Raw genomic sequence first — 20,215 nt, forward strand, 5'->3', positions numbered from 1 at the left:
TTAACCACTAAAGCTTTTAAATCCAAATTTTTGGTGCTTTATGGTGCTTACCAAATTATTAAGGAAAAAGCAATGTATGCTATTATTAAACACAGCGGAAAGCAATACAAAGTAAGTGTTGGCGACGAGCTAAAACTAGATCACTTTGAAGCTGAAAGCAAAGCAAGCATTGAAGTAAGTGAAGTTCTTGCTATCAATGATAAAGAATTAAAGGTAGGTGCACCTTTCGTAGCAGGTGCAAAGGTTGTTTTGGAAGTGATTAATCACGGAAAAGATAAAAAAGTAGTGATTTACAAAAAAAGACGCAGAAAAGATTCTAAGCTTAAACGCGGTTTTAGAAGACAATTTACTCGCGTTGTAGTAAAAGAAATTAAAGCTTAAGGAGTAAAGAATGGCACACAAGAAAGGTCAAGGATCCACTCAAAATAACCGCGATTCTATAGGTCGTCGTTTAGGTGTTAAAAAATTTGGCGGTGAGTTTGTAAGAGCCGGAAATATCATCATTCGTCAAAGAGGAACTGCAACTCACGCAGGAAATAATGTAGGCATGGGAAAAGATCATACAATTTTTGCTTTAATTGATGGTTTTGTAAAATTCGAAAGAAAAGACAAAGATAGAAAAAAAGTTTCTGTATATCCTGCATAATTTTAGGGCTTTTAAGCCCTTTCTTCATAAATTGATTTTTTAAAGGAAAGCAATGTTAAGGTTTTTATTAATAGTAAGTATATTTTTAAGTTTTGTTTATGCTAAAAGTTATGAAGAAGTTTTTGACGAGTATTATACTCTTTCAGGTGGCAGAGCAATGCTTGAAAAAAACATTGATGAGACTACTATTTCTCAAATGCTTGATTCTATGATTGCACAAGAAAATTGGCAACTTGATGAGGTTCAAAAGCAAAAAGTTAAAAATATACTTCAAAAATACATCAAACAAGTAGTTGAGGATGTAAACAAGGAAATAGTAGAAATTCATAAAAAATATTTTACCCAAAAAGATTTAGAAGATCTTAATAAATTTTATAAAACCTCTATAGGTAAAAAAAGTGCTAAAAATGCAGTATTAATGCAAGATGACTTGCAAAATTTAACTGTAAAAATTATGACAAAATATATTTTTAATATGCAAGAAGATCTTTCACGAGAATTGGGTAATTTGAATCAAGAATAATGTTTATCGATAGTGTTAAAATTACTTTAGCTTCAGGGGACGGCGGAAAGGGTGCAGTGAGTTTTCGCCGTGAAAAACATGTCCCGCTTGGCGGTCCTGATGGAGGGGACGGCGGAAATGGTGGCGATATTATTTTTGTTTGTGATAACAACACTCATACTTTAGTGAATTTCAAAGGCAAAAGAGAACTTCGCGCACAAAATGGTGCAGGCGGTATGGGACGCAATAAAAATGGCAAAAAAGGCGAAAATTTAGAGCTTATCGTGCCTGAAGGCACGCAAGTTATTGACGCGCAGACTAATGAAATTTTACTTGATTTGACTAAAGAAGGACAAAGAGAGCTTTTTTTAAAAGGTGGCAAAGGCGGACTTGGAAATACGCATTTTAAACACGCGACCAACCAACGCCCTGATTACGCACAACCTGGTATAAAAGGAGAAAGTCGCCTAGTAAGACTTGAGCTTAAACTCATTGCTGATGTGGGGCTTGTAGGCTTTCCAAATGTGGGAAAATCTACTCTTATAAGTGTTGTTTCAAATGCAAAGCCTGAAATTGCAAATTATGAATTCACCACACTTACACCAAAACTTGGACTTGTAGATGTGGATGAATATAATTCTTTTGTAATGGCGGATATCCCAGGGATTATTGAAGGCGCAAGTGGTGGCAAGGGCTTAGGGCTTGCATTTTTAAAACATATCGAACGCACGAGTTTTTTACTTTTTGTGCTAGATCCTATGAGAGAAATGCCTTTAAAAGAGCAATTTATAGTGCTAAGAAATGAGCTTGAGAAATTTTCAAGCGAGCTTTTTGGGCGTAAATTTGGCATAATGATTTCAAAAAGTGATAGTGTGAATTTTGGCGAAGATTTTGCAGAGCAGATTGCTCAAAATATAGCGAATTTGGAAGATTATTTAAAAAGCATTGACAACCCACAAAGTTTTTTGATTAAGGTATCAAGTCTTGAAAAAACCGGACTTAAAGAGCTTAAATTTATGCTTTTAGAAGAGATTAAAAAATTAAGAGAAAAAAATGGAAAATGATGAAAAAATTAAAAAGCTAAAAAAGTTGCGTTTTGCAAGTATAATGTATTTGATTATAGCTTTGATACATTTTATTGCCATATTTACCTTATCGCTTTTTGGCGAAAATTCAATGCTCGTTTGGTCTGGAATTTTTTGGCTTATTTTAGGAATGGGCTATTTTATTTATACTAAATATCAATTAGGAAAACTAGCTAAATAATAAATAAATAGGGAAATTATGGCAAGTAGTGAAGATTTCAAAGATTCTGTTTTAGAGCAACTTAGACTTTGTGAAAGTAAAAGTGTTTTTAGTGCGAGAAAGATGTTTGGTGAGTATTGCGTTTATGTTGATAACAAGCCTATATTTTTGATTTGTGATGATGTTTTGTATATCAAACAATTTCCTTTTTTAAAAGAGCTTTTAAAAGATAATGATTTAGGTACTCCTTATCCAAAAGCCAAACAATGGTATATTTTAGATATTGAAGATATTGAAATTTTAAAAAAGGTAATTGAAAAATTTGCAAGCAAAATGTAGAATTTAATATAGATTTTATCTAAAAACATATTAAGTCTAATTTTTAAAGGCTTGGTATATAAATTTACCTATAAAGAACATAGTTTTTTTATAATCCCGATAGGGTTTTAAAAAACGGAGTTTATTTTTGTACTATTAAAGAAAATGATGGCATAAATGATAAAACTTCGAATTTAAATAGAGAAGGCGTGTTTCGTCTAAGTTGCTCTATTTATGAACAAGATTACCAAAAACTTTTTGGTCAAAAACCTAAAAAAGCTTTAAAGGGTGAGGTTGTTAATTTAAATTATGATTTTTCTATGCTTGATTTTATCATGCCTCATCTAATTTATGCTTATATGGGATATATTTGTATCAACAACCCTTCTAGAAAAAATTTTGAAATTTTCAAAGGTGATCTTGGGCTTTCATATCAAAAAGTTATAAAAACTTATCAAAAAAAGGATAAAAAATAATAAAAATTTTATTATAACACTGAAATAAATTTAAACAATCTTGAAAAATATTAAACTTTTATCGAGTATTTATAAAAATAAATTTCTAATCAATTTTTTGATAAAATTAAATGAAACTTATTATTTTATTAAGGAGAATAGATGTTTGAGATTGATTTGTCTTATCTTTGGGTAGTGATTTTATTGCTTTTAATTGCCGTTTTCTTAAAAATGAGTATAAAAATAGTTTCACAAAGCGATATTATGATTATCGAGCGTTTGGGTAAATTTAATAAAGAAATTAGCGGTGGTTTTCATGTAATTATCCCATTTTTGGATATTCCGCGTGCGGTGATTACTATCCGTGAGCAACTCATTAATATAGAAAGACAGCAAGTTATCACAAAAGATAATGTTAATATTACAGTTGATGGTATTGTATATCTTAAAGTAACGAATGGAAAAATGGCACTTTATAATGTAGAAGATTATAAAAAAGCAATTTCAAATCTCGCAATGACAACCTTGCGTGGAGAAATTGGCGGAATGAATCTTGATGATACTCTAAGCAGTCGTGATAGACTTAATGGAGCTTTGCAAATCGCACTAGGCGGTGCAGCAGATAATTGGGGTGTGAAAATTATGCGTGTTGAAATTTCAGAAATTTCTGTTCCTTTGGGTATAGAAGAAGCCATGAATTTACAAATGAAAGCCGAACGCGAAAAAAGAGCGATTGAGCTCAATGCTGAAGCTAAAAAAGTAGCTATGATACGCAATGCAGAAGCGCAAAAACAAGAGCAAGTTTTGATTGCAGAAGCCATTGAAAGAATGGCAGATGCGAAGCGTTACGAGCAAATTGCAATCGCACAAGGACAAAAAGAAGCGATGGAAAATATCAATAAAGCTATGCAAGAAAGCCCATTAGCGGCAGAATTTTTGCTTGCAAAAGATAGGGTTGAAGCTTTTAATGAATTTGCAAAAAGTGCTTCAAAAGATAAAATTTTAGTGCCTTATGAAAGTGCTGATTTAATAGGTGCGATAAGCATACTTAAGGATTTTATGGGTAGAAAAAATGCTTAATGCTTATTTGCTTTTAATCATAGCTTTTATACTTGCTATTATCGAGCTTTCAATTGGTAGTTTTTATGTGATATTTTTTGCTTTGGGCTTTTTGATTGTAGGGCTTTTAAGTCTTTTTGTCCCACTGAATTTAGTATGGCAAATTTTATTTATTGTTTTTATTTCTCTTATTTCTTTGTTTGTTTTTAAAAAATTTTTCAAAAAAACTAAAAAAGAAGAAAGTTTAAAAGATAATTTTTTAGATGAAAGCGGCGAAGGCGTCATTCAAAATGGATTAATTTATTATAAGGGTGCACTTTGGCAAAGTGATCAAATCAAGGGTTTAAAAAATGGAGATAAGGTCTTTGTCAAAGGGGTAAAAGACAATCAAATTCAAATCACAAGAGATTAAAATGCAAAGAATAGTTATAAAAGTGGGTTCGCATGTCATTAGCGAAGAAAATGTTTTGAGCTTTGAAAGATTGGGGAATTTAGTAGAATTTTTGGATCAGCTGATGCAAAAATATGAAGTGATTTTAGTCACTTCAGCTGCCATTTCAGCAGGACACACAAAGCTTGATATTGATAGAAAAAATTTAATCAATAAACAAGTTTTGGCCGCAATCGGACAGCCATTTTTAATCAGTGTTTATAATGAATTTTTAACTAAATTTGGCAAACTAGGCGGACAAATTTTACTTACAGGAAAAGATTTTGACTCAAGAAAGGCAACCAAACACGCTAAAAATGCCATTGATGCGATGATAAATTTAGGCGTTTTGCCTATCATCAATGAAAATGATGCCACAGCGATTGAAGAAATCGTTTTTGGAGATAATGACAGTTTAAGTGCTTACGCGACGCATTATTTTGGAGCTGATTTGCTTGTGATTTTAAGCGATATTGATGGTTTTTATGATAAAAATCCTAGCGAATTTAGCGATGCAAAGCGTTTAGAAAAGATTGATTTTATAAAAGAAGAATGGCTTAAAATGGGCGTTAAAACGGGTAGCGAACACGGAACCGGTGGCATAGTTACCAAGCTAAAAGCGGCTAAATTTTTATTGGAAAATGATAAAAAAATGTTTTTAGCAAGCGGCTTTGATTTAAGCGTGGCTAAGGCATTTTTGCTAGAAAATAAACAAGTGGGCGGGACTTTGTTTGAGTGATTATAAATTGCCTAGAGAAGCTAAGGCTCATCAAATAGGAAGAAATGGCGAGAGAATTTTTAGCTATTCTATTCCATTGGGTTGGATAGAAACTAAAATTTCTCCAGATAATGGTCTTGATTATCTTATACAGTATGAAAAAGATGACAAACCAATTTGTTCGTTTTTTGTCCAATTAAAAAGTACAATGAATGAATTTAATGATAATGAAATTTTTGTCGAATTGAAAACTAGTACTATAAATTTTTGTTGCAATTGTGGAATTGTTATGGTTGTTGCTTGTGATCTTGTAAAAGAGAAGTGTTATTATGAATTTTTAGATGTTTTATTAAAAAATAAAGGTAAACTTAGTAAAAAATATAATAGATTTGTAATTTCTCGTAAAAATGAGATAACGAAAAATTTAGACATTTTTTATGAATTAGAGAAAAGAAGAGCTATTCAAACAGTGAGTTCTTTAAATGAAAATAAAAATAATTCATTTTTTAATCAAGTTATAGAAGCTAAAGTAAATGAAGATAAATTTACTCATTTAAAAAATAATGTTTATATCAGTGCCTATATACCTTATAAACATAGACTAGATCTTTCTATGCTTGCAATGTTTAATATTGATGGTTTGGATAAAAATATGTTTACGCCTTCGAAAGATTATATTTTGGAAGTATTTTTTTCTGGCTATAAAGCAGATCTCGATAAAAGAAAATGGATTGCCTTTCAGGACCCTAATGATAAAGAAAAATATATGGCAACCATAGGATTTAATAGTTTTTTCTTATCTAAAAAAACTTGTGAAGAATTTGCAAATGGATTAGATAAATTGTTTGATGCTTATTTTGATAGAATGCAAACATTAGAAAATAATCTAAAAGCTTGTTTTTATCCAAAATTTCATAAATATAAAAATGCTTACAAGCTCATAAAAATTGATAAAAATTTATGGGAAAAAATGATTTTATTTATTAAAGACAATGAAAATAAAAAAGCTAAGATACGATATTATCTGGTAGGTAACAATATACGAGTAGATTTTCAAAATAAAGAAAAAATGTTCATGGAAATTTGATTATTAGTCCTGAAATTTATAGAGACGATGTTATTTTGATCTGGAATAGTCTTTATTGGGAATTTGATAGGTTTACTTCTTTAGATCTAGAAAAAAGTTTGCTTAATGTAGAAGATGCCCATAAATGGTTGTTTGATGAGTTTATACCGCTTGTTATTTATGATTATGAAAGAAAAAAAGATGAAGAGCGGTTTTTGTATAAAATTTTTAATTTTATAAAAATTAATAAGACTTTGGCCTTTCATGATTTTATAAAAAATTTCAAGATTAGAGAATATATAAAATCAGATTACAAACAAAATGATATGGAATTTTTGCTTACTAGATGTGAAAGTTTGCAGTCTTATTGTAAAAATCATAATGATATACTTTTTAATAATGAAGCTTTTGTTTCTCTTTATGAGGGATTGCTTATTTTAATCCAAAATTGTTCCGAACTAGATATATATTATATTTATGGAAATTTAGGAAATATTGGTTTTTGTGGAGAAAGGAATAGGGAAAATTTAATAATGGGCATTAAAAATTATTTAAAAAATAATTCTAAATTTGAAAGCAATTGTAATGTAGTTGATTTGATATTACGCAATTATGTAGCACTTATTAGAGATAATAAACAAGCATTGGAATTTAATATAACTTCAAAGCTTATAGTAAAATTACAAAATATAATAAAAATTAGCCAAATGATTGACTTAAAATTCAATTAATATTTTAAATTCCTTTAAAAAACTCCGTAATTTCTACATTTAAAACCTTAGAAATTTTATAAAGATGTTCTAAATTAAAATGGATATTCTTATATCCTGCTTCTGCGCCACCAACTAAAGAACAAGACTTATAGCCGATTTCAAGACTAAGCTCAAGCTGTGATAAGCCTTTTTCTTTTCTGATTTTTGCTACATTTTGTGCGATTTTTTTGTGAAAATTTTCTATTTTATCTTCACTGAATTCGTAAGTCATCTTTACTTTAATCTATGATGATAGATTGATAGATTAAGCACATTTAATTTGCAATTTCTTTTCACTCTATTATAATAGATTAAAACCAAAGGAAAGACATGTTTAGAAAAGTTAAATATGGGAATGGAAAAAAAGAAATTTATATTAAGAAATTTTAGAATTTTAAAATATTTTAAACAAAGTTAATACCTAGAATATCAAATTTCTGAATGAAATATTTCATAAATTGTTTTTCACCAAAGACATCGGTTATTTAAAAGACTTGTTAAAAAGAGCTTTTGCGATAGAAAAGTATCAAAAATTTTTTTACAATTTTTTCTTAAGAAGTCAAAAAGGTGAAGAGCTTGCCTTTATAGATGCTGGAGCGCATGTAGGAGTATTTAGTGATGTGGCGTTAGCAAGTGGTGGGATTTGTTATGCTTTTGAACCAAATATTTATTTGCATGCTTTTTTAAAAGATCTTTATAAAGATAATGAAAAACTCATTTTATCAAATAAAGCCGTGTCAAATCAAAATTCCACAGCCATATTTTATGATGAAGGAACTAACGCAGTGGGGCAAGGCGGGGGAATTGTAAAAACAAATCATTGTAATCATAAAGAAAGTGGTTATGAAGTGGAGTTGATTGACTTTTGTGAATTTTTGCATGAAATTCTTAAAAAACATAAAAAAATTACCTTTATTAAAATGGATATTGAAGAAGCTGAATTTGATGTATTAGATGCCTTAATCGAGCAAAAGCTTTATGAAAATATCGAATACATAATGGTAGAAACACATGAAAGATTTTTTGAAAATCCTAGCCAAAAAATTAACACTTTAAAAGAAAAAACCACTCAAAATAATATTACAAATATTTTTCTAGATTGGATTTGATAATAAAGCTTTAAATTCAAATTTGTTATAATGAAAGCTTTGAATTTTACACAAAGCGAAATGATGAAAAAAATTATTTTTATGGGAACACCATCTTATGCAACTTGCATTTTAAAAGCCCTTTTAGAAGATAAAAATTTTGAAATTTTAGCACTTTTTACCCAGCCTGATCGTGCGGTGGGTAGAAAGCAGATTTTAACACCAAGTGATACAAAGGCATTTTTATGCCAAAATACCCCGCAAATTCCAATTTTTACACCAAATTCTTTAAAAGATGAAAGCATTGTAAATGAAATTTGTGCTTTAAAACCCGATTTTATAGTAGTTGCTGCTTATGGAAAAATTTTACCAAAAGCTATTTTAAATCTTGCACCTTGTATTAATTTACACGCTTCACTTTTGCCAAAATATCGCGGTGCAAGTCCGATACAAAGTGCGATTTTAAATGCTGATAAAATAAGTGGGGTTTGCACAATGCTTATGGAAGAAGGGCTTGACACGGGTGCTGTGCTTGAGAGTATAGAGTGCGATATAAAAGATAAAAACGCGAGTGAAGTTTTTGATCTTTTGGCAAATTTAGCGGCAAAACTTATACTTTCTACACTTTTAAATTTTGAAAAAATCACTCCAAAAAAACAAGATGAAAGCTTGGCTACGCATTGTAAAAAGATCAAAAAAGAAGATGGGCTTATCGAGTTAAATGATGCAAGAGAAATTTATCAAAAATATTTAGCTTTCACGCCTTGGCCTGCAATTTTTTTAGAAAATGGTTTGAAGTTTATAGAGCTTGAGCTTGTTGATGAAACAAAACAGAATACTAAAATAGGTGAAATTTTAGAGCTTGAAAAAGAAAGTTTTTTATTGGCTTGTAAAAAAGGAATTTTACGCATTAAAAAACTTCAAGAAAGCGGAAAAAAAGCCCTTGATGGTAGGACTTATTTAAATGGAAAAAGGTTGAAAATTGGAGATAGTTTGTATTGAAAGCATTACTTCGACCCATCATTTTTTATGCGAACAAATTCGAAGTGGCAAAATAAACAAAAATTTAGCAATTTATGCGCTAGAGCAAAATGGCGGAGTTGGAAGTAGGGAAAATATTTGGCAAAGTTCTAAGGGGAATTTACACCTTTCTTTTTGCTTAAAAGTGCAAGATTTACCCAAGGATTTGCCTTTAGCATCTGTGAGTATTTATTTTGCTTTTTTGATGAAAGAAGTTTTAGAGCGTAAAGGATCACAAATTTGGGTTAAATGGCCTAACGATTTGTATTTAAATGATAAAAAAGTAGGCGGGGTGATGAGCGCTAAAATAAGTGAATTTATCATAGGTGGAGTGGGATTAAATTTGAAATTTGCACCTGTTGGAGCTGAAATTGTAGATATTGAAATTGACTTGAAAATTTTAGTAGAAGAGTTTTTGCAAAGCTTAGAAAAATTTTCTTTATGGAAGAATATTTTTAGCAAGTATATGTTAGAATTCGAAAAATCAAGACAATTTAGTATTCATCACGAAGGTAAGATTTTTTCGCTTGAAGAAGCATTATTGTATGAAGATGGTTCTATTTTATTGGATAATAAAAGGATATATAGTTTAAGATGAGTGAAGTAATAACCATAGCAAATCAAAAGGGTGGCGTTGGAAAGACCACTACAGCGATAAATTTAGCAGCATCTTTGGCAGTAGCAGAAAAAAAGGTTTTGCTTGTAGATATTGATCCTCAAGCAAATGCTACCACTGGACTTGGTTTCAATCGTAATAATTATGAGTACAATATTTATCATGTATTTACAGGAAGAAAGAAATTTTCGGATATTATTTTAAAGACAGAATTACCGCAGCTTCATTTAGCTCCTTCAAATATAGGACTTGTAGGCATAGAGCAAGAGTTGGCAAAAGATGATAAAACTGAAAAAAAAACGCTTTTAAGAACTCAGCTTAAAGAAGTGGTGGAAGATTATGACTTTATTATTATAGATTCTCCGCCAGCACTTGGCAGTATTACTATTAATGCTTTTGCAGCAAGTGATAGCGTGATTATTCCAATTCAATGTGAATTTTATGCACTTGAAGGTGTAGCTATGGTTTTAAATACTATAAAATTAATCAAAAAAGCTATTAATCCTAAATTAAAAGTGCGTGGGTTTTTGCCAACTATGTATAGTTCTCAAAATAACTTGTCTAAAGATGTTGTTGAAGATTTAAAGCAAAATTTTAAACAGCATCTTTTTACCATTAACGGACAAGAAGATTTTGTTGTAATTCCGCGTAATGTAAAGTTAGCAGAAAGTCCAAGTTTCGGTAAGCCTATTATACTTTATGATATAAAATCTCCAGGTTCAATTGCGTATAAAAATTTAGCTTATTCTATTTTGGGGTGAAAAATGGGTTTAAATAAAGATAAAGGGCTTAGTTCGCTTATTAGTGATATGGATGAGGTTTATAGCAGGGAATTGGGGCTTGATTTAGATAGGGTAGAAGAAATTTTTATAGACAATATCAAAACCAATCCCTTTCAACCGCGTAAAGATTTTGATCAAATAGCTTTAAATGAACTTGCACAATCAATTCAAACTTACGGTTTGATTCAGCCTATTATTTTATTAAAAAAAGATGAAAATTCTTATATTCTTATTGCAGGTGAAAGAAGACTTAGGGCATGTAAAATTTTAGGTTTTGATAAAATTAAAGCTGTTGTGGCTGATATTGATGAGAATAAATTAAGAGAGCTTGCTTTAATAGAAAATATTCAAAGAGAAAATTTAAACCCTATTGAGTTAGCTTACTCTTATAAAGATCTTATTGATGAGCATAAGATTACCCAAGAAGAACTTGCGGTTATTGTTCATAAGTCAAGATCTCAAATTGCCAATACTTTGCGTTTATTAACTCTTGATGAAAATACACAAAAACTTATTCGAGAAGGTAAAATTTCACAAGGACATGCTAAAGTGATTGCGGGACTTGAAGCAAAAGATGAAAAAATGCTTGTAAATACCATATTGGGTCAAAGGTTGAGCGTAAGAGATACAGAAAAAATAGTCCAGAAAATGAAAAATAAACATCAAAGTACAATGAATGATGAAATTAGTTCTGAGCTGAAAAAATTACAAGAGATATTCAATAAGTTAGGTGTGGTAAGTAAGGTTAAGCAATCAGAAATTGTTTTGTCATGTTCTGATGTTACAAAAATTAGAAAACTAAATAAAATACTTGCTACTTGTGTGTGAATTTACTTTAATGAGTTAGAATAATAGTTTTTGTATAATTAGAAAAAGGAGAAAGTTAATGTTTGACGGCGTTCATCTGTCGATTATTTTTACAACTATGGCGATATTTATTGCTTGTATTTTTATTTTAAATATTATTTTGTATAAACCGCTTCTAAAGTTTATGGACGAAAGAAGTGCATCTATTAAGAATGATGAAGAAAAGGTTAAACAAAATTCTCAAGATATGTTAGGCGTTGATGATGAATTGGAAAAAATTCATCAAGAAACAAGAGCGGAAATCAATCGCATAAAACAAGAAGCATTAGATGAGGCTAAAAAATCTGCTCAAGAACAAATTAATCAAAAAAAAGAAGAGTTAGAAAGAAAGATGGATGTGTTTTATGCAAAACTTGCTGAAGATAAAAAAAATTTAGAGCTTGAGCTTGAAAATAGACTGCCTATTTTAAAAAATGCTTTGAAAAATAATTTACAAAATATTTAGAAGGAAAGTGATGAAAATATTTTATTTATTTGCCTTAACACCTTTATTGTGTTTTGCAGCAGGATCTGGAAATGGGGATTATGATATCATACCAAGAACAGTTAATTTCTTTTTATTTGCCGCTATTTTATATTATTTCATAGCAACTCCTCTTAAGAATTTTTACAAAAACCGTATTGCTGGCATTGCAATGAAACTTGAAGAAATACAAAAAAAATTACTTGAAAGTAAAAATAAAAAATTAGAGATGCTTAAAAAGCTTGAGGATTTTAAAAAAGACTCTATGGAATCAATTGTTTTAGCAAAAAAAGAAGCTGAAATTTTAGCAAATAAAGTTAGAGAAGAAACAAAAGATGAGCTTATTATGCTTGAGAAACATTTTGAAGAGCAAAAGGACTATGAATTTAGAAAAATGGAAAAAGAAGTCATTAATAAAATTTTAATCAAGTTATTTGATGATAAAGAAGTGCAATTAAGCCAAAAGAATATACTTGAAATTATGTTGAAGAAGGTTTCGTAATGGAGTGTTTAGTTGTTAAAAAATATGCAAAAGCTATTTTTTTAAGCAAAGATGCAGATTATATTTGCGAGCAGTTGAATAAAATTTCACAAGCATTTTCTATATCAAGATTTAAGGCAATTTTAGAATCTTATGATATAAAAAAAGAAAAAAAGATTGAATTTGTGATGTCTATATTGGGGGAGGTTAAGCCAAGCTTGCATCATTTGATTCAGCTTTTGGGTTTAAATTCAAGGCTTGCTCTTATCCCTAACATTGTAGAAGAACTAAAGAAACAAAAGGCATTGGAAGAGAATATTTATTTTGGAACTATTTATAGCAAAGAGTCTTTAGAGGAAAACAAAATCAATGAATTGGAGCAAGGGCTGAGCAAGCGTTTTGATGCAAAAATTAAATTAAACAGCAAACAAACAGATCAGCAAGGTATTAAAATTAGTCTTGAAGAACTTGGATATGAAATATCTTTTTCTATGGATAATTTAAAAACAAAACTTAATGAATATATATTAAAAATAATTTAACAAGGAGAAATTTGATGAAATTTAAAGCCGATGAAATCAGTTCTATTATAAAAGAGAGAATTGAAAATTTCGATCTTAATCTTGAAATAGAAGAAACTGGTAAAATTATTTCGGTCGCAGATGGCGTTGCAAAAGTTTATGGACTTAAAAATGTTATGGCTGGCGAGATGGTCGAATTTGAAAATGGCGAAAAAGGTATGGCGCTAAACCTTGAAGAATCAAGCGTTGGTATTGTTGTTTTGGGTAAAGGTTTGGGTTTAAAAGAAGGAAGTTCTGTTAAAAGGCTTAAGAGTCTTCTTAGGGTTCCTGTTGGAGAGGCTTTGGTGGGTCGCGTTGTTAATGCTTTGGGAGAACCAATTGATGCAAAAGGAGCAATAAATAGCGCAGAATATCGTTTTGTTGAAGAAAAAGCTAAAGGTATTATGGCTAGAAAAAGTGTTCATGAGCCTTTACATACAGGTATTAAAGCAATTGATGCTCTTGTCCCAATTGGTCGTGGTCAAAGAGAATTAATTATTGGCGATAGACAAACAGGTAAAACTACGGTTGCGGTGGATACAATTATTTCACAAAAAGGTCAAGGTGTTATTTGTATCTATGTGGCTATAGGACAAAAGCAAAGTACCGTAGCACAAGTTGTAAAAAGACTTGAAGAGCATGGGGCTATGGATTATACTATCGTTGTAAATGCAAGTGCAAGTGATTCTGCAGCACTTCAATATTTGGCGCCATATACTGGTGTAACTATGGGCGAATTTTTTAGAGATAATGCAAAACATGCTTTGATTGTTTATGATGATTTAAGTAAGCATGCTGTGGCTTATCGTGAAATGTCATTGATTTTACGTCGTCCTCCAGGTCGTGAAGCTTATCCAGGCGATGTCTTTTATTTGCATTCAAGACTTTTAGAAAGGGCAAGTAAATTAAATGATGAATTGGGTGCGGGTTCTTTAACTGCATTACCTATTATAGAGACTCAGGCAGGTGATGTTTCAGCATATATTCCAACAAATGTTATTTCAATTACAGATGGACAAATTTTCTTAGAAACAGATTTGTTTAATTCAGGAATTCGTCCAGCTATCAATGTCGGCTTGTCTGTTTCTCGTGTAGGTGGTGCTGCACAAATTAAAGCAACTAAGCAAGTTTCTGGAACTTTAAGACTTGATCTTGCGCAATATCGCGAACTTCAAGCTTTTGCTCAATTTGCAAGTGATTTGGATGAAACAAGTAGAAAACAACTCGAACGCGGACAAAAAATGGTTGAAGTGTTAAAACAGCCTCCATATTCGCCGCTTAGTGTTGAAAAACAAGTGATTTTGATTTTTGCTGGTACAAGAGGTTTCTTAGATGATGTTGCAGTAAATAAGATTAATGAATTTGAAGCAGGTTTATATCCTTTTGTTGAGGCAAAATATCCTGAAGTATTTGAGCAAATTCGTTCTAAAAAAGCTTTAGATAAAGATTTAGAAGAAAAATTAGCTAAAGTTTTAGAAGAATATAAAACAAATCACATATAAGGACTTTTATGTCTAATTTAAAAGAAATTAAAAGAAAAATTAAAAGTGTCCATAACACTCAAAAGACAACCAATGCTATGAAGCTTGTTTCGACTGCTAAGCTTAAAAAGGCAGAAGAAGCGGCTAAAAAGTCTAAACTTTATGCAAATAAAATTGATGAAGTATTGTCTGAAATTTCTTTTCAAATTAATAATATTTTGAGTGATGATAAAAGATTTATCTTATTTCAAAAAAGATCTGAGATAAAAGTTGTTGATATTATTTTCATTACTGCGGATAAGGGCTTGTGCGGAGGTTTTAATATACGCACTTTAAAAGCTGTGACTCAAATGATAGAAGAATATCAAGTAAAAGGTGCTAAAGTTAGATTAAGAGCTATTGGAAAAACGGGTATTGAATACTTTAATTTTCAAAAAATAGAGCTTTTGGAAAAGCATTTGCATTTAAGTTCTAGTCCTGATTATGATAAAGCTTGTTTGGTAATTCATTCAGCTGTGGATGATTATATTGCTGGAAATTGTGATGAAGTGGTTTTGATTCATAATGGCTATAAAAATATGATATCGCAAGAAATTGCTATTAATCATCTTATTCCAGTTGAACCATTAAAAATCAATGAAGAGCAGGAGTCAAAGTCTCTTTTAGCTTTGGAGCCAGAAGATGATGAGATTTTAAATGAGTTAATTAAAACATATTTTGAATATAATATGTATTTTGCTTTGATTGACTCTTTAGCGGCAGAACACAGCGCGAGAATGCAGGCAATGGATAATGCGACTAATAACGCAAAAGCAAGAGTTAAGGAACTTAATTTAGCTTATAATAAAGCAAGACAAGAGTCAATTACCACTGAACTTATAGAGATTATCAGTGGCGTTGAGTCAATGAAATAGTAAATTTTTTAAGGAGAAGACAAATAATGCAAGGATTTATTTCGCAAGTATTAGGTCCGGTTGTTGATGTGGATTTTAATGATTATTTGCCACAAATCAACGAAGCGATTGTGGTGAATTTTGAAGTAGAAGGTAAAAAACAAAAATTAGTTTTAGAAGTTGCTGCACATCTAGGAGACAATAGGGTAAGAACTATTGCTATGGATATGACAGATGGTTTGGTCAGAGGTCTTGAAGTTCAAGCTTTGGGAAAACCTATTAGCGTTCCAGTTGGTGAGAAAGTTTTGGGAAGAATTTTCAATGTAACTGGAGATTTAATTGATGAGGGTGAAGATGTAAGTTTTGATAAGCACTGGTCCATTCATAGAGATCCACCTGCTTTTGAAGAACAAAGCACAAAAAGTGAAATTTTTGAAACCGGTATTAAAGTTGTAGATTTACTTGCACCTTATGCCAAAGGTGGTAAAGTGGGACTTTTTGGTGGTGCCGGTGTTGGAAAAACCGTTATTATTATGGAGCTTATCCATAATGTTGCCTTTAAGCATAGTGGTTATTCTGTATTTGCAGGCGTGGGTGAGAGAACGCGTGAAGGAAATGATCTTTACAATGAGATGAAAGAAAGTAATGTTTTAGATAAAGTTGCTTTATGTTATGGTCAAATGAATGAGCCACCAGGGGCAAGAAATCGTATCGCATTAACAGGTCTTACTATGGCTGAGTATTTTAGAGATGAAATGGGACTTGATGTATTGATGTTTATTGATAATATCTTTAGATTTTCGCAATCAGGTTCTGAAATGTCAGCACTTTTAGGAAGAATTCCATCAGCAGTTGGTTATCAACCAACATTAGCAAGCGAAATGGGTAAATTCCAAGAAAGAATTACTTCAACTAAGAAAGGCTCTATTACGTCAGTTCAAGCGGTTTATGTGCCAGCAGATGATTTAACGGATCCTGCTCCAGCGACTGTTTTTGCGCACTTAGATGCGACTACTGTTTTAAATAGATCGATCGCAGAAAAAGGTATTTATCCTGCTGTTGATCCACTTGATTCAAGTTCAAGAATGCTTGATCCAAATATCATCGGCGAGGAGCATTATAAGGTGGCTCGTGGTGTTCAATCTGTACTTCAAAAATATAAAGACTTGCAAGATATTATTGCAATTTTGGGTATGGATGAGCTTAGCGAAGAAGATAAACTTGTGGTTGAAAGAGCTAGAAAAATAGAGAAATTCTTATCTCAGCCATTCTTTGTTGCTGAAGTTTTTACAGGAAGTCCTGGAAAGTACATTACCCTTGAAGAAACTATAGCAGGATTTAAAGGTATTTTAGAAGGTAAATATGATCACTTACCAGAAAATGCTTTTTATATGGTTGGAAATATTGAAGAGGCAATTGCGAAAGCAGATAAATTAAAAGGTTAAAAAATGAATGATTTAATACATTTAGAAGTAATAACTCCTATGGGTATGATTTATCAAGATGAGATTCATTCTGTGGTATTACCAGGAAGTGAAGGAGAATTTGGAGTTTTAAAAGGCCACGCTTCTTTGATTGCTTCTTTGAAATCAGGCATTATTGATATTGAAAAAAGTAATTTAGACCATGAGTTAATTGCTATTGACTCCGGTTATGCAAGGGTTGATGAATTTAAAGTTACAGTATTGGCTAAAGGTGCTGTTTGGATTGCTGGAAGTACTGATAGTGAAATAGCTAAAAATTTGGATAAAGCAAAAGAGCTTATAAAGTCAATGAGTTCTGATAATGTAGCTCTTGCGGCGACTTTTTCAAAGCTTGATAGGAGATAAGCTTTGGATTTTTTATCAGTTTTTCATTTTATTGATAATTCAAGTCCTATTACTTACATAGTTTTGGCTTGGTTGTCAATTTATTTTATTATGAGTTTTACGATTCTATTTTCAAGGTTAACTTATTTATTAAGTTGGAAGCAAAAAGAGAAGGCAAGTTTAGAAATGTTGTTGATAGGAAAAGCTGAGCTTGTGCATACAGACTCTATTTTGCGTAAATGTAATATTATTGATAAAGAACACTTAGAGATTTATAAAAATTTAGCTGAAAAAAGAGCTTCTGTAGGACTTACTTGGTTGGGTATCATTGCTTCTACTTCACCTTTTATAGGGCTTTTTGGTACAGTTATTTCTATCTTGGAAACCTTTGGAGGGCTTGGGGCTCAAAATTCATTGAGTATTATTGCACCAAAGATTAGTGAGGCATTGGTAGCTACAGGTTGCGGTATTTTAATTGCAATTCCTGCTTACACTTTTCATCTTATTATCAAGAGAAAAGGATATGAGCTTATTAGTTTGATTGATAGTGAAATTAAAATTTTAAGTTCTAAAAAGGTTTAACCTTGCATTTTTTTGATGAAAAGCCTGAATTAAATATTACGCCTTTGGTGGATATTATGCTAGTGCTTTTGGCTATTTTAATGGTAACGGCTCCAAGTATTACTTATGAAGAAAAGATTAATCTTCCTCAAGGCTCACAGCAAAATTCAAGTAATGTTAAGTTAAAAAGCCTTGTTATTAGTATTAATGAAAAGCGAGAAATTTTAATCAATGATAAAAAATTTACTTTTATTGCTTTTGCTGACAATTTAGCCTTATTAAAACCACAGTTTAATACCGAAGAAGTTGTGTTTATTCGTGCGGATAAAAATTTAAAATATGATGATGTGATGTTTGTATTAAAAAATGTCAAAAATTTGGGATTTAATAAAGTAGCATTGCAGACCGAGTAAGAAAAATGAATGATTCTCAGGGTTTAGGCGATGTAAAATCTTTTATTTTAGCTTTTTTTATTTATATTGCTTTAGTAGCTTTTGTTATTTTTCGTTTAAGTATTTTTAAAGACCAAGCTATTAGGTATACGAATATTAAAGAAAGCTTTATAGACATTCAGTTTGGAGAGAGTACTACAGTTATTCCTAAAAAAAATACATCTCCTACTCCGGTTAATAGTGAAATAAAAAGTGTCAAAGTAGAAAAAAAAACAATCCAACAAGCAGTAAAAACACAAGATAAAGAAATTAAAAATGACTATAATGCTTTATTTTCAAATATCAAGGAAATTCCGCCAGAAACAAGCGATAAAGTGCAATCTTCAGCCAAAACAGTAGAGCAAAACTCGGCTCCAAGCACAGCCGCGAGTGATTTATTAAAACAATTAGATCAAAATTTAATTCAAGAACAAGCTCAAGTAAATGGGCAAACAACAAATTTACAAATGACTGGGATTTATGATGAATTTTTGGGAACATTAAGACGCATTTTAGAAGAACGTTGGAGACTTTATGAGGCTGAAGGCAATTTCGAAGCACAGGTTACCTTTTTTGTAGATAGTAACGGAAAATTTGGATATACTTCAGTTTCAAAAACCTATGATGAAAAATTTGACGCCAAGGTTTTAGAATTTTTAGACAATTTAACAGGTAAGTATATAGCGTTACCGCCTAAAAATGAAACTTACAACGGCAACTTAAATTTAAGCGATAAAATTAAAATTGGGGAGTAAATAATGAAAAAATTTTTAAGTTTGTTTTTATTTTTGGCATCTTTGTTGTTAGCAGAAGATGCAACTATCTCTATAGTAAATGAAAATGTAGCTTTGCCTAAAATTATTGTTAGAGATAACTCAACTCTTGATGATTTAAATTTGAAAAAGAGTTTTTATAATATTTTGATCAACGATTTAAAAGTTAGCTCAAATTTTGAAGTTGTTAATGAAGGCAATGAAGAGGCTAATTATGTTTTTGAATATGCTTTGTCTAAAGAAAATTCAAAACTTAGTCTTAATGTAAAAATTAAAGCAGGCGGGACATATAAATCAAATCAAAATTATTCTTTGCCCGCCATAGAGCAATATCCTTTTTTAGCACATAAGGGTGTTAAAGATTCTGTAAATGTTTTGGGGCTTGCTCCAGTCGAATGGATGGATCATAAAATTTTAATTGCAAGAACAAATGCTTCAAAACGCAGTCAAATTATTATGGCCGATTATACTCTAACTTATCAAAAAATTGTTGTAGATGGTGGCTTGAATTTGTTTCCTAAATGGGGTGATAAAGAGCAAAGTTATTTTTATTATACTGCTTATGATCATAAAGTTCCAACTCTTTATCGTTATGATTTAAATACCAATAAAATTGCAAAAATTTTATCTAGTGGCGGAATGATTGTTGCTTCTGATGTAAGTGAAGATGGACGAAAAATTCTTATCACTATGGCTCCTGAAGATCAGCCCGATGTTTATTTATATGATTTGACCAAAAAGACAACAAAAAAATTAACTAACTTTTCTGGTATTGATGTGAATGGAAATTTTATAGAAAATGACACCCAGTTTGTATTTATTTCCGATCGTCTGGGGTATCCGAATGTATTTATACAAGGTTTAGATAATGGTGTAGCTCAGCAGGTTGTTTTTCATGGACGTAATAATTCCGCAGTTTCGACTTATAAAGATTATATAGTTTATTCAAGTAGAGAGGAAGGAAAAAATAGAACATTTAATATCTATTTAATGTCAACAAAAAGTGATTACATTAGACAATTGACCGCAAATGGGGAAAATATTTTTCCAAGATTTTCTAGTGATGGTGGAAGTATAGTTTTTATCAAATTTTTAGGTTCTCAAAGCGCATTGGGAGTGATTAGGGTAAATGCTAATAAAACATTTTATTTTCCTCTTAAAGTTGGAAAAATTCAGTCTATTGACTGGTAGTTTAACTTA

At 30.9% G+C, this 20,215-nt stretch carries 28 protein-coding genes and 1 pseudogene; 28 read left to right on the forward strand and 1 reads right to left on the reverse strand.

All coding sequences use genetic code 11. The features are described from left to right. The first annotated feature begins 72 nt into the window (after nucleotides 1–72). The 12 genes and pseudogenes from rplU to ELQ16_RS04000 all read left to right on the forward strand — a co-directional run bounded on the left by rplU (nucleotide 73) and on the right by ELQ16_RS04000 (nucleotide 7,170). Nucleotides 73–381 (forward strand): 50S ribosomal protein L21, encoded by a 309-nt coding sequence (gene rplU / locus ELQ16_RS03940; protein ID WP_087725499.1) that lies wholly within the window; start codon nucleotides 73–75, stop codon nucleotides 379–381. Nucleotides 382–391: 10 nt separating this feature from the next. Further along, complete coding sequence (rpmA, locus tag ELQ16_RS03945) at nucleotides 392–646, forward strand: 50S ribosomal protein L27 (RefSeq protein ID WP_002800974.1); 255 nt, start codon at nucleotides 392–394, stop codon at nucleotides 644–646. Between the two features lie 52 nt (nucleotides 647–698). Continuing rightward, nucleotides 699–1,169 (forward strand): DUF2059 domain-containing protein, encoded by a 471-nt coding sequence (locus ELQ16_RS03950; RefSeq protein WP_134238274.1) that lies wholly within the window; start codon nucleotides 699–701, stop codon nucleotides 1,167–1,169. Continuing rightward, the gene (obgE, locus tag ELQ16_RS03955; protein ID WP_134238275.1) at nucleotides 1,169–2,212 is read left to right on the forward strand and encodes a GTPase ObgE; all 1,044 of its coding nucleotides are present in this window, start codon (nucleotides 1,169–1,171) and stop codon (nucleotides 2,210–2,212) included. Before ELQ16_RS03950 ends, obgE begins: the two co-directional genes overlap by 1 nt. Then, the gene (locus ELQ16_RS03960; RefSeq protein ID WP_134238276.1) at nucleotides 2,202–2,414 is read left to right on the forward strand and encodes a hypothetical protein; all 213 of its coding nucleotides are present in this window, start codon (nucleotides 2,202–2,204) and stop codon (nucleotides 2,412–2,414) included. Before obgE ends, ELQ16_RS03960 begins: the two co-directional genes overlap by 11 nt. Before the next feature lie 18 nt (nucleotides 2,415–2,432). Further along, on the forward strand, nucleotides 2,433–2,732 hold the full coding sequence (locus ELQ16_RS03965; RefSeq protein WP_134238277.1) for a TfoX/Sxy family protein: 300 nt from the start codon (nucleotides 2,433–2,435) through the stop codon (nucleotides 2,730–2,732). Between the two features lie 95 nt (nucleotides 2,733–2,827). Next, a pseudogene (locus ELQ16_RS03970) lies at nucleotides 2,828–3,187 on the forward strand (DUF6194 family protein); the annotation flags it as partial. Nucleotides 3,188–3,328: 141 nt separating this feature from the next. Beyond that, the gene (locus ELQ16_RS03975; RefSeq protein ID WP_134238279.1) at nucleotides 3,329–4,246 is read left to right on the forward strand and encodes an SPFH domain-containing protein; all 918 of its coding nucleotides are present in this window, start codon (nucleotides 3,329–3,331) and stop codon (nucleotides 4,244–4,246) included. Beyond that, nucleotides 4,239–4,637: an NfeD family protein gene (locus ELQ16_RS03980; protein WP_134238280.1), complete on the forward strand. Its 399-nt coding sequence runs from the start codon at nucleotides 4,239–4,241 to the stop codon at nucleotides 4,635–4,637. The genes ELQ16_RS03975 and ELQ16_RS03980 overlap by 8 nt, the downstream gene beginning before the upstream one ends. A 1-nt stretch (nucleotide 4,638) precedes the next feature. Beyond that, entirely contained in the window at nucleotides 4,639–5,394 is a 756-nt protein-coding gene (gene proB / locus ELQ16_RS03985; RefSeq protein WP_134238281.1) for a glutamate 5-kinase, read from the forward strand. After that, nucleotides 5,387–6,460 (forward strand): DUF4365 domain-containing protein, encoded by a 1,074-nt coding sequence (locus ELQ16_RS10145; protein WP_208335058.1) that lies wholly within the window; start codon nucleotides 5,387–5,389, stop codon nucleotides 6,458–6,460. The genes proB and ELQ16_RS10145 overlap by 8 nt, the downstream gene beginning before the upstream one ends. Next, the gene (locus ELQ16_RS04000) at nucleotides 6,457–7,170 is read left to right on the forward strand and encodes a hypothetical protein (protein ID WP_208335059.1); all 714 of its coding nucleotides are present in this window, start codon (nucleotides 6,457–6,459) and stop codon (nucleotides 7,168–7,170) included. The genes ELQ16_RS10145 and ELQ16_RS04000 overlap by 4 nt, the downstream gene beginning before the upstream one ends. 4 nt (nucleotides 7,171–7,174) lie before the next feature. Here ELQ16_RS04000 and ELQ16_RS04005 read toward each other — a convergent pair whose 3' ends face one another. Beyond that, on the reverse strand, nucleotides 7,175–7,423 hold the full coding sequence (locus ELQ16_RS04005; protein WP_134238282.1) for a helix-turn-helix domain-containing protein: 249 nt from the start codon (nucleotides 7,421–7,423) through the stop codon (nucleotides 7,175–7,177). A 226-nt stretch (nucleotides 7,424–7,649) separates the two neighbouring features. Here ELQ16_RS04005 and ELQ16_RS04010 point away from each other — a divergent pair, with 226 nt between their 5' ends. The 16 genes from ELQ16_RS04010 to tolB all read left to right on the forward strand — a co-directional run bounded on the left by ELQ16_RS04010 (nucleotide 7,650) and on the right by tolB (nucleotide 20,206). Beyond that, nucleotides 7,650–8,300, forward strand: coding sequence for an FkbM family methyltransferase (locus ELQ16_RS04010; RefSeq protein WP_208335060.1), 651 nt, complete (start codon nucleotides 7,650–7,652; stop codon nucleotides 8,298–8,300). Nucleotides 8,301–8,363: 63 nt separating this feature from the next. Next, nucleotides 8,364–9,281 carry a methionyl-tRNA formyltransferase gene (gene fmt, locus ELQ16_RS04015; protein ID WP_134238283.1) on the forward strand — a complete coding sequence of 306 codons (918 nt, stop codon included), beginning with the start codon at nucleotides 8,364–8,366 and terminating at the stop codon, nucleotides 9,279–9,281. Next, nucleotides 9,262–9,897, forward strand: coding sequence for a biotin--[acetyl-CoA-carboxylase] ligase (locus ELQ16_RS04020; RefSeq protein ID WP_134238284.1), 636 nt, complete (start codon nucleotides 9,262–9,264; stop codon nucleotides 9,895–9,897). Before fmt ends, ELQ16_RS04020 begins: the two co-directional genes overlap by 20 nt. Beyond that, nucleotides 9,894–10,676, forward strand: a complete 783-nt coding sequence (locus ELQ16_RS04025; RefSeq protein ID WP_134238285.1) for a ParA family protein — start codon at nucleotides 9,894–9,896, stop codon at nucleotides 10,674–10,676. The genes ELQ16_RS04020 and ELQ16_RS04025 overlap by 4 nt, the downstream gene beginning before the upstream one ends. 3 nt (nucleotides 10,677–10,679) lie before the next feature. Next, nucleotides 10,680–11,525, forward strand: coding sequence for a ParB/RepB/Spo0J family partition protein (locus ELQ16_RS04030; RefSeq protein ID WP_134238286.1), 846 nt, complete (start codon nucleotides 10,680–10,682; stop codon nucleotides 11,523–11,525). 58 nt (nucleotides 11,526–11,583) lie between these two features. Next, on the forward strand, nucleotides 11,584–12,009 hold the full coding sequence (locus ELQ16_RS04035; RefSeq protein ID WP_134238287.1) for a FoF1 ATP synthase subunit B': 426 nt from the start codon (nucleotides 11,584–11,586) through the stop codon (nucleotides 12,007–12,009). 7 nt (nucleotides 12,010–12,016) lie between these two features. Next, nucleotides 12,017–12,529 carry a F0F1 ATP synthase subunit B gene (locus ELQ16_RS04040; protein ID WP_243832583.1) on the forward strand — a complete coding sequence of 171 codons (513 nt, stop codon included), beginning with the start codon at nucleotides 12,017–12,019 and terminating at the stop codon, nucleotides 12,527–12,529. Beyond that, nucleotides 12,529–13,050 carry a F0F1 ATP synthase subunit delta gene (locus ELQ16_RS04045; protein ID WP_134238289.1) on the forward strand — a complete coding sequence of 174 codons (522 nt, stop codon included), beginning with the start codon at nucleotides 12,529–12,531 and terminating at the stop codon, nucleotides 13,048–13,050. The genes ELQ16_RS04040 and ELQ16_RS04045 overlap by 1 nt, the downstream gene beginning before the upstream one ends. A gap of 14 nt (nucleotides 13,051–13,064) precedes the next feature. Further along, a complete protein-coding gene (gene atpA, locus ELQ16_RS04050; protein WP_134238290.1) occupies nucleotides 13,065–14,570 on the forward strand; it encodes a F0F1 ATP synthase subunit alpha in 1,506 nt (501 codons plus the stop codon). Nucleotides 14,571–14,578: 8 nt separating this feature from the next. Continuing rightward, a complete protein-coding gene (atpG, locus tag ELQ16_RS04055) occupies nucleotides 14,579–15,463 on the forward strand; it encodes an ATP synthase F1 subunit gamma (protein WP_134238291.1) in 885 nt (294 codons plus the stop codon). A gap of 26 nt (nucleotides 15,464–15,489) precedes the next feature. After that, complete coding sequence (atpD, locus tag ELQ16_RS04060; protein WP_134238292.1) at nucleotides 15,490–16,887, forward strand: F0F1 ATP synthase subunit beta; 1,398 nt, start codon at nucleotides 15,490–15,492, stop codon at nucleotides 16,885–16,887. A 3-nt stretch (nucleotides 16,888–16,890) separates the two neighbouring features. Next, the gene (gene atpC, locus ELQ16_RS04065; protein ID WP_134238293.1) at nucleotides 16,891–17,271 is read left to right on the forward strand and encodes an ATP synthase F1 subunit epsilon; all 381 of its coding nucleotides are present in this window, start codon (nucleotides 16,891–16,893) and stop codon (nucleotides 17,269–17,271) included. A 3-nt stretch (nucleotides 17,272–17,274) separates the two neighbouring features. Beyond that, a complete protein-coding gene (locus tag ELQ16_RS04070; RefSeq protein WP_134238294.1) occupies nucleotides 17,275–17,832 on the forward strand; it encodes a MotA/TolQ/ExbB proton channel family protein in 558 nt (185 codons plus the stop codon). 2 nt (nucleotides 17,833–17,834) lie between these two features. Next, a complete protein-coding gene (locus ELQ16_RS04075) occupies nucleotides 17,835–18,224 on the forward strand; it encodes an ExbD/TolR family protein (protein WP_134238295.1) in 390 nt (129 codons plus the stop codon). A 5-nt stretch (nucleotides 18,225–18,229) separates the two neighbouring features. After that, nucleotides 18,230–18,997, forward strand: coding sequence for a TonB C-terminal domain-containing protein (locus ELQ16_RS04080; protein WP_134238296.1), 768 nt, complete (start codon nucleotides 18,230–18,232; stop codon nucleotides 18,995–18,997). Between the two features lie 3 nt (nucleotides 18,998–19,000). Then, nucleotides 19,001–20,206, forward strand: coding sequence for a Tol-Pal system protein TolB (gene tolB, locus ELQ16_RS04085; protein ID WP_134238297.1), 1,206 nt, complete (start codon nucleotides 19,001–19,003; stop codon nucleotides 20,204–20,206). Nucleotides 20,207–20,215 lie beyond the last annotated feature (9 nt).

This window comes from Campylobacter sp. US33a (assembly GCF_004378855.1).
In the GTDB taxonomy this organism is placed as follows: Bacteria; Campylobacterota; Campylobacteria; order Campylobacterales; family Campylobacteraceae; genus Campylobacter_D.

What these genes read in the sequence shown, in the direction of transcription:
- rplU (WP_087725499.1), top strand. Translation starts at nt 73, where the DNA reads ATGTATGCTATTATTAAACACAGCGGAAAGCAATACAAAGTAAGTGTT.
- rpmA (WP_002800974.1), top strand. Translation starts at nt 392, where the DNA reads ATGGCACACAAGAAAGGTCAAGGATCCACTCAAAATAACCGCGATTCT.
- ELQ16_RS03950 (WP_134238274.1), top strand. Translation starts at nt 699, where the DNA reads ATGTTAAGGTTTTTATTAATAGTAAGTATATTTTTAAGTTTTGTTTAT.
- obgE (WP_134238275.1), top strand. Translation starts at nt 1,169, where the DNA reads ATGTTTATCGATAGTGTTAAAATTACTTTAGCTTCAGGGGACGGCGGA.
- ELQ16_RS03960 (WP_134238276.1), top strand. Translation starts at nt 2,202, where the DNA reads ATGGAAAATGATGAAAAAATTAAAAAGCTAAAAAAGTTGCGTTTTGCA.
- ELQ16_RS03965 (WP_134238277.1), top strand. Translation starts at nt 2,433, where the DNA reads ATGGCAAGTAGTGAAGATTTCAAAGATTCTGTTTTAGAGCAACTTAGA.
- ELQ16_RS03975 (WP_134238279.1), top strand. Translation starts at nt 3,329, where the DNA reads ATGTTTGAGATTGATTTGTCTTATCTTTGGGTAGTGATTTTATTGCTT.
- ELQ16_RS03980 (WP_134238280.1), top strand. Translation starts at nt 4,239, where the DNA reads ATGCTTAATGCTTATTTGCTTTTAATCATAGCTTTTATACTTGCTATT.
- proB (WP_134238281.1), top strand. Translation starts at nt 4,639, where the DNA reads ATGCAAAGAATAGTTATAAAAGTGGGTTCGCATGTCATTAGCGAAGAA.
- ELQ16_RS04005 (WP_134238282.1), bottom strand. Translation starts at nt 7,423, where the DNA reads ATGACTTACGAATTCAGTGAAGATAAAATAGAAAATTTTCACAAAAAA.
- fmt (WP_134238283.1), top strand. Translation starts at nt 8,364, where the DNA reads ATGAAAAAAATTATTTTTATGGGAACACCATCTTATGCAACTTGCATT.
- ELQ16_RS04025 (WP_134238285.1), top strand. Translation starts at nt 9,894, where the DNA reads ATGAGTGAAGTAATAACCATAGCAAATCAAAAGGGTGGCGTTGGAAAG.
- ELQ16_RS04030 (WP_134238286.1), top strand. Translation starts at nt 10,680, where the DNA reads ATGGGTTTAAATAAAGATAAAGGGCTTAGTTCGCTTATTAGTGATATG.
- ELQ16_RS04035 (WP_134238287.1), top strand. Translation starts at nt 11,584, where the DNA reads ATGTTTGACGGCGTTCATCTGTCGATTATTTTTACAACTATGGCGATA.
- ELQ16_RS04045 (WP_134238289.1), top strand. Translation starts at nt 12,529, where the DNA reads ATGGAGTGTTTAGTTGTTAAAAAATATGCAAAAGCTATTTTTTTAAGC.
- atpA (WP_134238290.1), top strand. Translation starts at nt 13,065, where the DNA reads ATGAAATTTAAAGCCGATGAAATCAGTTCTATTATAAAAGAGAGAATT.
- atpG (WP_134238291.1), top strand. Translation starts at nt 14,579, where the DNA reads ATGTCTAATTTAAAAGAAATTAAAAGAAAAATTAAAAGTGTCCATAAC.
- atpD (WP_134238292.1), top strand. Translation starts at nt 15,490, where the DNA reads ATGCAAGGATTTATTTCGCAAGTATTAGGTCCGGTTGTTGATGTGGAT.
- atpC (WP_134238293.1), top strand. Translation starts at nt 16,891, where the DNA reads ATGAATGATTTAATACATTTAGAAGTAATAACTCCTATGGGTATGATT.
- ELQ16_RS04080 (WP_134238296.1), top strand. Translation starts at nt 18,230, where the DNA reads ATGAATGATTCTCAGGGTTTAGGCGATGTAAAATCTTTTATTTTAGCT.
- tolB (WP_134238297.1), top strand. Translation starts at nt 19,001, where the DNA reads ATGAAAAAATTTTTAAGTTTGTTTTTATTTTTGGCATCTTTGTTGTTA.